The 12207-nt window shown below is 73.1% G+C and carries 12 protein-coding genes; 7 read left to right on the forward strand and 5 right to left on the reverse strand.

Translation table 11 applies throughout. The features are described 5' to 3' along the window. Positions 1-59 precede the first annotated feature (59 nt). Positions 60-257, reverse strand: a complete 198-nt coding sequence (locus QMQ26_RS18565; protein ID WP_100837167.1) for a DUF397 domain-containing protein — start codon at positions 255-257, stop codon at positions 60-62. Then, entirely contained in the window at positions 254-1117 is an 864-nt protein-coding gene (locus QMQ26_RS18570; RefSeq protein WP_282202030.1) for a helix-turn-helix domain-containing protein, read from the reverse strand. Before QMQ26_RS18570 ends, QMQ26_RS18565 begins: the two co-directional genes overlap by 4 nt. Before the next feature lie 278 nt (positions 1118-1395). Here QMQ26_RS18570 and QMQ26_RS18575 point away from each other — a divergent pair, with 278 nt between their 5' ends. Further along, a complete protein-coding gene (locus QMQ26_RS18575; RefSeq protein ID WP_282202031.1) occupies positions 1396-1800 on the forward strand; it encodes an ATP-binding protein in 405 nt (134 codons plus the stop codon). Positions 1801-1819: 19 nt separating this feature from the next. Here QMQ26_RS18575 and QMQ26_RS18580 read toward each other — a convergent pair whose 3' ends face one another. The 3 genes from QMQ26_RS18580 to QMQ26_RS18590 form a co-directional block, all read right to left on the reverse strand. Continuing rightward, a complete protein-coding gene (locus tag QMQ26_RS18580; RefSeq protein WP_282202032.1) occupies positions 1820-2773 on the reverse strand; it encodes a hypothetical protein in 954 nt (317 codons plus the stop codon). Between the two features lie 233 nt (positions 2774-3006). After that, positions 3007-4155, reverse strand: a complete 1149-nt coding sequence (locus QMQ26_RS18585; RefSeq protein WP_282202033.1) for a metallophosphoesterase — start codon at positions 4153-4155, stop codon at positions 3007-3009. A gap of 156 nt (positions 4156-4311) precedes the next feature. Further along, the gene (locus QMQ26_RS18590) at positions 4312-5469 is read right to left on the reverse strand and encodes a LacI family DNA-binding transcriptional regulator (protein WP_100837163.1); all 1158 of its coding nucleotides are present in this window, start codon (positions 5467-5469) and stop codon (positions 4312-4314) included. A gap of 287 nt (positions 5470-5756) precedes the next feature. On the opposite strand from QMQ26_RS18590, the gene hisC reads away from it, so the two are divergent. From hisC to QMQ26_RS18620, 6 genes are all read left to right on the forward strand, one after another. After that, entirely contained in the window at positions 5757-6833 is a 1077-nt protein-coding gene (gene hisC / locus QMQ26_RS18595; protein ID WP_282202034.1) for a histidinol-phosphate transaminase, read from the forward strand. A 414-nt stretch (positions 6834-7247) separates the two neighbouring features. Beyond that, positions 7248-8630 carry an efflux RND transporter periplasmic adaptor subunit gene (locus tag QMQ26_RS18600; RefSeq protein ID WP_282202035.1) on the forward strand — a complete coding sequence of 461 codons (1383 nt, stop codon included), beginning with the start codon at positions 7248-7250 and terminating at the stop codon, positions 8628-8630. Further along, entirely contained in the window at positions 8630-9412 is a 783-nt protein-coding gene (locus tag QMQ26_RS18605) for an ABC transporter ATP-binding protein (RefSeq protein WP_100837160.1), read from the forward strand. The genes QMQ26_RS18600 and QMQ26_RS18605 overlap by 1 nt, the downstream gene beginning before the upstream one ends. Beyond that, entirely contained in the window at positions 9409-10611 is a 1203-nt protein-coding gene (locus QMQ26_RS18610) for an ABC transporter permease (RefSeq protein ID WP_282202036.1), read from the forward strand. Before QMQ26_RS18605 ends, QMQ26_RS18610 begins: the two co-directional genes overlap by 4 nt. Before the next feature lie 32 nt (positions 10612-10643). Continuing rightward, positions 10644-11297 carry a DUF5666 domain-containing protein gene (locus QMQ26_RS18615; RefSeq protein WP_282202037.1) on the forward strand — a complete coding sequence of 218 codons (654 nt, stop codon included), beginning with the start codon at positions 10644-10646 and terminating at the stop codon, positions 11295-11297. A 147-nt stretch (positions 11298-11444) separates the two neighbouring features. Then, entirely contained in the window at positions 11445-12206 is a 762-nt protein-coding gene (locus tag QMQ26_RS18620) for a response regulator transcription factor (protein ID WP_282202038.1), read from the forward strand. Position 12207 lies beyond the last annotated feature (1 nt).

Below are 12207 nucleotides of genomic sequence, written 5' to 3' on the forward strand. Positions count from 1 at the left end.
CATTAATGGGACAAGCCCCCGCCGGGCGGGCGGGGGCTGGCGGCGGAGCGGGCCGGGCGCTACGCGGAGAAGTCGCCGTGGTGGTCGAACTCGCCGGCCCGGGCTCCCTTGAGGAAGGCGGCGAACTTCCGCGGGGTCGTACGGATCACGACGTCGCCGGTGTCGGACTCGCGCACCTCGACCACCCCGTCCAGGGTGCGGACCTCGACGCACTCGTGGGAGTTCCCGCTGAAGGTGGACTTCTGCCAGTTGTTCATCGTGCCTTGCCTTTCAGTTCCTTTGCGATGCGGTGGATGAAGTCCCGGGACTCCTGCGGGGAGAGCGCGACCTCCGCCACCTCGGCGATCATCTTGCGGTAGGCGTTCAGATCGGCCTCGGCATGGATGAACAGGGTTCTGTGGGTGAGGTCGACCTGCACCGTGTCCAGTTCGGGGACGACGCCGGTGATCAGGCGCAGGTCCTCCGCCTGTCCGGGAAAGGTGTCCACGTCGAACGGGACCACCCGGACCGTGATGTTGGGGCGTTCGGAGTCCTCCAGCAGGCTGTCGAGCTGCGCCCGGAGCACTGCGGGGCCGCCGAACCGCATCCGCAGCGCGGCTTCGTGGATGAAGGCCGTGCAGGGCTTCTCCCCGCCCACGCTCATGCTCTGCCGCTGAATCCGGAACGCCGTGCGGAGGTCGATCTCGTGGCGGGGGAGCGACGGCCTGGCCCGGGCGAAGATGGCGCCGGCGTACGCGACGGTCTGTAGGAGACCCGGGATGTACGTGATCGCCCAGGACACGGAACCGCCGGAGTGCCACTCCATCTCGGCGGTGTCGAGGAACCCCGCCGACAGCTTGCCCCGGTACTCGTCCCACCAGTGCCTGCCGCGGTCCTGCGCCATGGTGACCAGGGCGTCGACCAGCCGGGAGTTGTCGCACTTGCTGGCGGCCGCCCAGGAGCGGAGCCGCTCGGCGCTGATGCCCGCCTTGCCCGACTCCATCTGGGAGATCTTGGGCGGGTCGGTGCCCAGCGCCGCCGCCATGGCCTGCGGGGTCATGTCCGCCTGCGTGCGCATCTTGCGGAGTTCGATGCCCAGCCGCTGCTGGCGCACGGTAGGTGACATTCGGGGTGGCATGCGTCCCTCTCCTGGCGGGTGTTGCCAGTGTGCCGCACCGCCTCGGAGCGGGTCCACCTCGATAAAAGGCGGTGGAGCGGCTACCCCCCGTAAGAGTGAATCGAATTCGGGCGGGTAGCAAGATTGGCCCCCGCTGCCCTACGGTGGCCCTGCGTCACCCACTGACCACCTGTCAGCGCGGTTCGAAGTGCACCTCGGCCACGCCCGCGCGTCGGCCGGAAGGCAGTCCACGAACCGCAGTCGGTGAGCCCACGGACACCAGGGGACTGGAGCCTGCCATGCTCGAAACACCCGTACCACTGCCGCCGGACGACGCGCACTTCCGGTTCGACCTGCACCCGCCGCCGGCTCCGGCCGGGATCGGGATCACCAGGCGGCTGCTGCGGGACGCCCTGCGGGCGCTCGGCCGCGACGACTGGGCGGCCTGCCTGGTCCTGTCCGAGCTGCTGACCAACGCGGTCCGCCACGGAGGCGCGCCGACGGTGCTCATCGAGCTGCGCGCGGGCCGGCTCCTGATCACGGTGTCCGACCCCTCCGCCGTGCTGCCCCGCCGACGCGACCCCGGGCCGGAGGAGGGCGAAGGCGGGCGGGGGCTCGGGCTGGTGGCGGACCTGGCGGTCGACTGGGGCGTCGAGCCGATGGGGCGGTACGGGAAGGCGGTCTGGGCCGAGGTGGCGGCCTGACCCGGGCCCGTCGGCGGGGTCAGACCTCGTTGGGGCCGGTGAAGCCGGGGCCGTCGGAGCGCGGGCGGCCCTGGTCGTCGGTGAGGCCCTCGGGGCCGGGGCTGGTGAAGTCGGGGGAGGAGTAGCCGGGTCCGGTGAACTCGGCCGCGCGCGGGCGGCCCCGGTCGTCGGTCAGCCCTTCGGCACCGGGGCTGGTGAAGTCGGGGGAGGAGTAGCCGGGTCCGGTGAACTCGGCCGCGCGCGGGCGGCCCCGGTCGTCGGTCAGCCCTTCGGCGCCGGGGCTGCTGAAGCCGGGGCTGGAGTACGCGGCGCTGCTGTAGCCGGGGCTGTGCAGGTCGGGCGGGGCGGTGCGGGCGGACGGGAGCGGGGCGGACGCGGGGGCGGCGGTCAGGTTGGCGTGCAGCCAGGGCAGCAGGGCGCGTTCGCGCAGCGCGGTGCGCCAGGTCTCGCGGGCCTCGGCGAGGTCGGCGTGCTGCTGGGGGTCGGCGTTGCCGGGGGCGGCGGAGGAGTTGCGCAGGGCGGTGAGGACGAGTCCGGCGCCGCCGATGAGCAGGGCGCCGGCCGCGACGGCGAGGGCCAGGACGCCGGCGGTGACGGTGGAGCGGCCGAGCACCAGGTCGGGTGCGGCGGCCCGCAGCAGCCAGCCGAGCAGCAGCAGGACGAGTCCGGCGGCGCCGGCCAGCACGGGCGTGAGCACGGTCAGGACGGGGAACAGCCCGGCCCCGGCGGGCGGCGCGGTGCCCGGGTGCTCGGCGAGCGCGGTGCGCAGCGCCAGGTAGTGGGCGTACTCGGCGGCGGCGGGTGCGGCGACGCGGTCGGCGTCGGCGAGCGCCTTGGTGTGGAGCTGTTCGGCGGTGAGGTGGACGCCTGGTTCGGCGAGGGCCCGGCGTACGCCGGTGTCGCGCAGCGCTTCGCCGAGCAGGCGCGCGAAGTCGGCGCGGTCCTCGGCGAGCAGGCGCGGGGGGTTGCTCATGGGAGGGGTACCCCGTTCCGCGAGGTCGACTGAGGTCAGTGGCCTCGATGGTAGGGGTGCGCGGGAGCGGGCCGACAGCCTCTTTCCGGAACTTCCGTTCCTTCAGCCCCCTGGTGCGGGCGTGCAGTTGACGTTCAGCTGTTCAGTGACCCGGCCGTTCGGCCGTGGGCCCGTTCGGCCGTGGGCCCGTTCAGCCGCGGGCCCGTTCAGCCGCGGGCCCATCCGGCCCGGGGTCAGTTCAGCGGCAGCCGGGCGACCAGCAGCCGTCCGTCCATGGTCACGCCGCCGTCCATCGCGATGGCCAGCTCGTCGGCGTAGATGTAGGGGCCGGGGACGTGCGGCGGGGTGCCGTCCTCGGGCTGGTCGCCGGTGAGGTACGGGATCGGGCTGTGGCCGTGGACGACCCGGTAGCCGCCGTAGACGGCGAGCAGTTCCTGGGCGGCCATGGTGCCGGCCTGGCCGCGGAAGGCGAAGCGCTTGGTGAACTTGCGGAAGGCGTCCCACCACTCGTCGATGCCCTCGTCGGCGAGCAGGGCGTGCACGGCGTCGTTGACGTCGGCGATGGTCTCGCCGTACTCCAGGTACGCGGTGGTGTCGGAGTGCAGCAGCAGGTGGCCGTCCTCCAGGGCCATCGCGGGCAGCCGGGACAGCCAGCTGATGTGGTGCGGCTGCAGCCGCTCCAGGTCGTGCTGCTGGCCGCCGTTGAGCCGCCAGGCGGCGAGGAAGGAGGCGGTGCCGGCGGTGGACTGGACGGCCTCGTCGCCGTAGCGGGAGGCACCGAGGAAGAGCAGTTCGTGGTTGCCCATCAGGGCGCGGCAGTAGCCGCCGGCCGCGGCGGCCTCGGCGGCGAGCTGCATGACCAGGTCGATCACGCCGATGCCGTCGGGGCCGCGGTCGGTGAAGTCGCCGAGGAACCAGACCCGGGAGCGGCCGGCCGACCAGTGGCCCTCGGTGTCGATCAGGCCCTGCTGGTGGAGGGCGGCGAGCAGTTCGTCGAGGTAGCCGTGCACGTCGCCGATGACGAACAGCGGGCCGGGGCCCTCGCCGGGCTCGGGCTGCGGGTACGGGAAGTGCACCTCGACCGGCTGGGTGTCGATCGGCGGGCCGAGCTCGATGGTCGGAGGGTCCTCGTGCGGGGCCTGCCCGGTGGGCACGTAGTGCCCGGGGGCGGGGGGCGCGTCGGCGCCGAACTGGCTTGCGGGGGCCCAGTGCTGTTCCAGGTAGCGGGCGCCGCCGAAGGTGCTGTACGTCTCCTCGTACGGGTAGCCGGCGGGTTCGGCCGGTTCGAAGTAGGAGCCTTGCGGGAGCACGTCGAGGTCCTGGCGGGGGCGGAGGCCCGAGTGCGGGTGCTCGGGTTCGCGGAAGAGGTCCTCGGGTGTCATTCGCCCATCATAGGAAGCGCACTCTCCTGCCGTCCTCACCTGGTCGGTATCCGATTTCCGTGGACCCGCCCGCCCCGCCCCGCGGCGGCCGTCCGGCCGGTCCGGTACGTCCCGTTCGGGGCGGGTATCGACCGGTGCGGGAGGGCGGTCCGGCGCCTACACCTCGCCCGGCGGCCGGGGCGGACTGACGGTGGTGCGCGGGGTGCGGCGCTGCGAGGAGGCCCGGACGATCAGCTCGGTGGGCATCAGGGTGCCGGGCGGCGGGCCGGTGCCGGCGGTGCGGTAGCGGGGCGGGAAGAGCCGGCCGGGGGCGGTGCCGGTGCCGGCGTCGACCCCCTCGATCGCGTCGATCAGCAGGTTGACCACGGTGGTGCCGATCCGACGGGGTTTCAGCGACAGCGTGGTGATGGGCGGTTCGGTGTTGGCGTACACGTCGGACTCGCTGCAGCACACCAGCAGCAGGTCGTCCGGGACGCGCAGCCCGTAGCGCCGGGCGGCGGCCAGCAGGTCGGTGCCGTTCGGGTCGAACAGGCCGTACACCGCGTCCGGTCGGTCCGGGCGGGCCAGCAGCCGGTCGGCGGCCACCGCCCCGGCGGCCGGGTCGTGGGCCGGGTACGCCTCGTACACCGGCTCCTGGCCGACCCGGTCGCACCAGGCGAGGTACGCCTCGGTGGAGAGCCGGGTGTAGGTGTCGGTGGAGGTGCCGGTGAGCAGGCCGATCCGGCGGGCGCCCGCCTCGCTCAGGTGCTCCAGGATGCCCAGCACGGCGGCCTCGTGGTCGTTGTCGACCCAGGCGGTGACCGGGCAGTTGCCCGGCTTGCCGTCGGAGACCACCGGGACGCCGGACCGGTACAGCTCGGTGACCAGCGGGTCCTGGTCGGGCGGGTCGATCACCACCGTGCCGTCGAGCGCGATGTTGCTCCAGACGTCGTGCCGGGAGGAGGCGGGCAGCACGACCAGGGCGTAGCCGCGGCCCAGCGCGGCGCTGGTGGCGGCCCGGGCCATCTCGGCGAAGTAGGCGAACTCGGTGAAGGTGAACGGCTCTTCGCCGTACGTGGTGACGGTCAGGCCGATCAGGCCGGACCGCCCGGTGCGCAGGGTGCGGGCGGCCGCGGACGGCCGGTAGCCGAGCCGCTCGGCGACCTCGCGGACCCGGCTGCGGGTCTCGTCGGGGAGTCGGCCCTTGCCGTTCAGGGCGTCCGAGACGGTGGTGATGGACACGCCGGCGGCCGCCGCGACGTCCCGGATGCCGGCCCGCTCCAGGCGCCGGGACGCGGTGGCCCGTCGACCGTTCTGGTTGGCTGCTGCTGTCATGGCGGACCGATCGTATGGCGCATGACGCCGTTCCGTGACCGCTTCGCTACCGGACGTTGGAGATACGTTTCTCCATGAACGGCTCCGGTGAACGCCCTTCGATCACCGCCGTTTTCCGGCCCGGATACCTCTGACATGTGCCAAAGGAACCCGGCAGAATGGCTGAACTGCACCCGTAACCCGGACGAGCATCTCACCCGCACGGGTGAGGGCGGTCGGTATCGTTCACGGCACCCGACCGGGGGCGGAACGTCGCCACCGCCGAGGAACAAGAAACGGAGAACCCCGTGGTTCAGCGCGAACACGGCCCCCGCCTGCGGTCCAGCCTGGACGGCATCCCCAGCTACAAGCCGGGCAAGCCCGCCGGAGCCGACGCCTTCAAGCTCTCCTCCAACGAGAACCCCTACCCGCCGCTGCCCGGCGTGCTGGAAGCCGCGATCGCCGCCGCGGGCGACTTCAACCGCTACCCCGACATGGCGGTCAGCGGCCTGGTCGCCGAACTCGCCGAGCGCTTCGGCGTCCCCGCCGAGCACGTCGCCACCGGCACCGGCTCGGTCGGCGTCGCCCAGTCCCTGGTGCTCTCCACGGCCGGCCCCGGCGAGGAGGTCGTCTTCGCCTGGCGCTCGTTCGAGGCGTACCCGATCATCACCCAGGTCGCCGGCGCCATCCCCGTGCCCGTCCCGCTGACCGCCGACGAGGCCCACGACCTCGACGCGATGCTCGCCGCGATCACCGACCGCACCCGGCTGGTCTTCGTCTGCAACCCCAACAACCCGACCGGCGCGGCCCTGCACCGCGAGGAACTGGTCCGCTTCCTGGACGCCGTCCCGGCGCACGTCCTGGTGGTGCTGGACGAGGCGTACCGCGAATTCATCCGCGACGCCGACGTCCCCGACGGCATCGAGCTCTACCGCGACCGCCCCAACGTCTGCGTGCTGCGCACCTTCTCCAAGGCGTACGGCCTGGCCGGCCTGCGGGTCGGCTTCGCGATCGCCCACGAGCCGGTCGCCGACGCGCTGCGCAAGACCGCCGTCCCGTTCGGCGTCAGCCAGCTCGCCCAGGACGCCGCGGTCGCCTCGCTGCGCGCCGAGGACGCCCTGCTGGAGCGGGTCGAGGACCTGGTCGCCGAGCGCACCCGGGTCACCGCCGCGCTGCGCGCCCAGGGCTGGACGGTCGTCGACTCCGAGGCCAACTTCGTCTGGCTGCGCCTGGGCGACCGCACCCTCGACTTCGCCGCCGCCTGCGCCGAGGCCGGCGTGGTGGTCCGCCCGTTCGCGGGCGAGGGCGTGCGGGTCTCGATCGGCGAGGTCAGGGGCAACGACCTGTTCCTGGCCGCCGCGGAGGCGTTCCGCAAGGAGCTCTGACCCCTCGTCGGGCGGCGGGGCGGGCGGCGCGGTCGCCCGCCCCGTCCGGCCGGAAGGACTCCCGGCGGCCCGCGCACCGCGCTCCCCGGGCACGGGCGCTCCGACGGGCAGGCGTACCCCGGCCACTTCGCGGGCAGGCGTACCCCGGCCACTTCGCGGGCAGGCGTACCCCGGCCACTTCGCGGGCAGGCTCACCGACCGGAGCCCGGTACGGCGGGACCGGGCGCCCGCGTGAAGCACTGACGGGACTTTGCTGGGAGCTCGCCGGGAGTCCGGTCAAGAGCTGGGGGCCGTCGGGTAGGGCACCGGCCCCCGGGCGGGAGGTGTGGGGGCGTTTGTCCGGATCGCCGCACCCAGCCCGCTCCCAGGATTCGCACAGGGCGGCGCAAGAGCACCCGACGATGCTTCTGCGCCATGAAGGTGCTTCCGCGACGGCGTGGGGCCGTCCTCGTCAATTCCGCGCTCGGCGTGGCCCTGCTCGGCGGGGTCGCCCTGGCGTACGTCAACCTGGACAGCGGCACCAGCAAGGCCGCCACCAGTTCCAAGGTCAGGACCGCCACGGTCAGCAAGGGAACGGTCCAGGCCACCGTGTCCGGATCGGGCACGCTGTTCTCGCCGTCCGACGCCGGGCAGGACTTCACCACCGGCGGCAAGCTCACCGCGGTGAAGGTCGCGGTCGGCGACGCGGTGAAGAAGGGCCAGGTGCTCGCCACCGTCGACACCGCCGCCGCCCAGCAGCAGGTCGACCAGGCGCAGGCCGCGCTCAACACGGCGGAGGCCAACCTGACCAAGGCCGAGGCGGGCGAGACGGTCACCACCACGGTGGCCGGCTCCTCGAACTCCGGCCGCAGCACCGGCTCGGGCGGCTCCAGTGGCTCGGGCGGCTCCGGCGCGAGCACCCAGAGCGCCCCGCAGCCGACCACCACGACCACCGTCAAGGTCGACCAGGCGCAGGTGGCCTCCGCCCAGCAGCAGGTCGACAACGCCGAGGCGACGCTCACCAACGCCAAGGACGCGCTGGCCGGCACCACGCTCACCGCGACCACCGACGGCACCGTCGCCTCGATCTCCGGCAAGGTCGGCGACACCGTCTCCGGCACCGGCTCCTCGGGCGCGTCGAGCTCCTCGGGCGGCTCCTCCGCCGGCTCCTCGTCCGGCGCCAAGACCTCCACCGGCAGCGGCAGTTCGGGCAGCACCCCGTCCGGCTTCATCGTGCTGACCAACCCGACCGGGATGGAGGTCACCGCGAACTTCTCCGAGCTGGACTCGCTCAAGCTGAAGAAGGGCCAGGCGGCGACCGTCACCCTGAACGCGCAGTCCGACACCAAGCTGGACGCCACCGTCCTGTCGGTCAGCTCGCTCCCCTCCAGCTCCACCAACGGCGCCGTGCAGTACGGCGCGACGCTCCAGATCGGCGGCGACACCTCGACCCTGCGCACCGGCCTGAGCGCCACCATCTCGGTGACCACCGGCTCCGCCGAGGACGCCCTGTCGGTGCCCACCGCGGCCCTCCAGGGCACCGGCAGCAGCCGCACCGCGACCGTGGTGCACGACGACGGCAGCACCGAGCGGGTGCAGGTCGCCGTCGGCATCGAGGGCGACAGCACCGTGCAGGTCACCGAGGGCCTGACCGAGGGCGAGAAGGTCGAGCTGACCTCCACCACCGCGGGCACCGGCAACGGCTTCCCGTCCGGCCAGTTCCCCGGCCTGGGCAGCGGCGCGGGCGGCTTCGGCGGCGGCGGTGGCACGGGCGGCTTCGGCGGCGGCACCCGCGGCGGCGCCGGAGGCACCCGCTGATGCGCACCGCCAAGCCCCCGGTGATCCAGATCCGCCGGGTCACCAAGTCGTACGGCCACGGCGACGCCGTCGTGCACGCCCTGCGCGGGCCGATGACCGGCGGCGGCGAGCCGCTCGGCGTCGACCTGGACATCGCGGAGGGCGACTACGTCGCGGTGATGGGCTCCTCCGGCTCCGGCAAGTCGACCCTGATGAACATCCTCGGCTGCCTGGACGTGCCCAGCTCCGGCCGCTACCTGCTGGACGGCACCGACGTCGGCCACCTCGACGAGGGCCAGCTCTCGCTGGTCCGCAACCGCAAGATCGGCTTCGTGTTCCAGTCGTTCAACCTGGTGCCCCGCACCACCGCGCTGGCCCAGGTCGAGCTGCCGCTGGCCTACGCGGGCGTCCGGGCCGCCGAGCGGCGCCGCCGGGCGATGGCCGCGCTCAACCTGGTCGGCCTGGCCGAGCGGGCCGGGCACAAGCCCAACCAGCTCTCCGGCGGCCAGCAGCAGCGCGTCGCGGTGGCCCGGGCGCTGGTCACCGCGCCCGCGATGCTGCTGGCCGACGAGCCCACCGGCAACCTCGACAGCCGCTCCACCGAGGAGGTGCTGGGCATCATCGACGGACTCAACGCGCTCGGCCGCACCGTGGTGGTGATCACCCACGAGGACGAGGTGGCGCTGCACGCCAAGCGGGTGGTCCGGCTGGTCGACGGGGCGATCGTCTCCGACGTCCGGCAGGCCCCGGTCGACGGGCCGCCGCCCGCGCTGGCCGTCGCCGCCGCGGGGGTGGTCGCGTGATCGCCTGGCAGATGCTCCGCTTCGCGGTGGCCGGCCTGGCCGCCAACAAGGTCCGCTCCGCGCTGACCATGCTCGGCGTGCTGATCGGCGTGGCCTCGGTGATCCTGCTGCTCGCGGTCGGCAACGGCTCCTCGGCGGCGGTCAAGGACTCGATCACCTCGCTCGGCACCAACTCGCTGACCGTCTCCTCCTCCGCCTCGCGCGGCGCGGCGACCGCGGCCAAGAAGCTCACCGTGGACGACGCCAAGGCGCTCGCCTCGGCCACCGACGCCCCGTCCATCAAGTCGGTCGCCCCGGTGGTCACCACCAGCGGCACCGCGCTGTACGGGAACGTCTCGTACCAGCCCGGGCAGATCGTCGGCACCTACCCCGCCTACTTCGAGACCTCCAACCTGAAGGTCGACAAGGGCGACTACTTCTCCGCCGACGACGTGCTGAACTCCCGCAAGGTCGCGGTGCTCGGCTCGACCACCGCCAAGGAGCTGTTCGCGAACGAGGACCCGGTCGGCAAGAGGATCACCATCGGCGGCACCCCGTTCACCGTGGTCGGCGTGCTCGCCACCAAGGGCTCCAGCGGCTTCAACGACCCCGACGACGTGGTGGTCGCCCCGCTGCCGACCGTGCAGAACGCGTTCACCGGCTTCGGCTCGGTCAACCAGATCCTGGTGCAGGCCGGCTCCGCCGAGGCCACCACCGAGGCGCAGTCCGACATCACCCGCATCCTGATGGGCACCCACGCCATCAAGGACGCCACCAAGGTCGACTTCCGGATCAGCAACCAGACCTCGCTGCTGAGCGCCCGCGAGTCCACCGGCAAGACCTTCACCGTCCTGCTCGGCGCGGTCGCCGCGATCTCGCTGCTGGTCGGCGGCATCGGCATCACCAACATCATGCTGGTGACGGTCACCGAGCGGACCAAGGAGATCGGCATCCGCAAGGCGCTCGGCGCGCCCCGGGCGGTCATCCTCGGCCAGTTCCTCGCCGAGTCGACCCTGCTGTCGGTGATCGGCGCCGGGCTCGGCGTGCTGGCCGGGATCATCGGCTCGCACTTCTCGGTGGTCGGCATCAAGCCGGTGGTGATCCCCGAGTCGGTGTTCGGCGCGTTCGGCATCGCCGTCGCCATCGGACTGTTCTTCGGCAGCTACCCCGCCAACCGGGCCGCCTCGCTGCGCCCGATCGACGCCCTCCGGCACGAATAAGCCCTCCGGCACGAGCAAGAAGGAGACTCCCCATGTCTGACGACCAGGAGCTGCTGGCCACCGCGCCGGACGCCCGCGACATCACCGCCGAGCTGGCCGCGCCACCGCGCCGCAAGCTCCCCTGGCCGACCCTGGCGCTGGCCGGCTGCGTCATCGCGGTGCTCTCCTTCGCGGGCGGCGTCTGGTACCAGAAGGACAGCGGCACCGGCGGCGGCACCGCCGCCAACCGGGCGGGCGCCTCGAACGAGCGCTTCCCCGGCGGCGGCACCGGCCGCGGCGGCTACGGCGGCGGGTACGGCGGCGGCCAGAACGGCCAGGCCGGCGGCGCCGGCCAGTTCCCCGGCGGCGCGGCGGCCGGCTTCACCCGCGGCACCGTGAAGTCGGTGGACGGCAACACCGTCTACCTGACCGAGGCCAACGGCACCACCGTCAAGGTCACCACCCAGGACTCCACCAAGGTCACCACCACCAAGGAGGGCAAGGTCGGCGACCTCCAGCCCGGCCAGACCGTCACCGTGACCGGCAGCAAGGCCGACGACGGCTCCTACAACGCCACCCAGCTCACCGAGGGCAACGCGGCGGGCGGCTTCGGCGGCTTCGGCGGCGCCCGGGGCGGCGGTAACGGCACGGCCACCGGCGGTGGCAACGGCGGAGGGTCCGGTACCGGTTCGGGCACGAGCGGATGACTAATCCAATCTTCATTCACTTTGCGTAGCCTGGCCGGGCTAGGGTCTGTCTGACGGTGTCCGTTCGGTCGAACCCCGGCGGGCACCGCGGACAGGCCCCGTGGTGTCCGGGGTGGCCCATTCGTCCGGCCGGGAGGCGGAGCAATCGTGTCAGGCGCAGTGCAGTCGAACCCGGCCGCGGCGACCCAGGTCGGCGGCGAGCCGTTCCTGCTGGTGGTCGACGACGAGCCGAACATCCGCGAGCTGCTCTCGGCCAGCCTGCGGTTCTCCGGCTTCCGGGTGGCCTCCGCCGCCACCGGCCAGGAGGCCCTGGACGCGGTCGCCGCCGAGCGCCCCGACCTGGTCGTCCTGGACGTGATGCTGCCCGACCTGGACGGCTTCACCGTGGTGCAGCGGCTGCGCGACCAGACCCAGTGGCCGCAGAGCCCCGAGCACGTCCCGGTGCTGTTCCTGACCGCCAAGGACGGCACCGGCGACAAGGTGCAGGGCCTGGCGGTCGGCGCCGACGACTACGTCACCAAGCCGTTCAGCCTGGAGGAGCTGATCGCCCGGATCCGGGCGATCCTGCGCCGGGCCGGCGGCCCGGCCGACGACGGCCGCCTGGTGGTGGCCGACCTCACCCTGGACCCGACCGCGCACGAGGTGACCCGCGGCGGCGTCCCGGTCTCGCTCTCGCCCACCGAGTTCAAGCTGCTGCACTACCTGATGGCCAACGTCGGCCGGGTGGTCTCCAAGGCGCAGATCCTCGACCACGTGTGGGCCTACGACTTCGGCGGCGACCTGTCCATCGTCGAGTCGTACATCTCCTACCTGCGCCGCAAGCTCGACTCCGGCCCGGTGCACGGCCCCAAGCTGATCCACACGGTGCGCGGCATCGGCTACGCGCTGCGCCGCCCGCCGAACAGCTGAG

It is taken from the genome of Kitasatospora fiedleri (assembly GCF_948472415.1).
Lineage (GTDB): Bacteria > Actinomycetota > Actinomycetes > Streptomycetales > Streptomycetaceae > Kitasatospora > Kitasatospora fiedleri.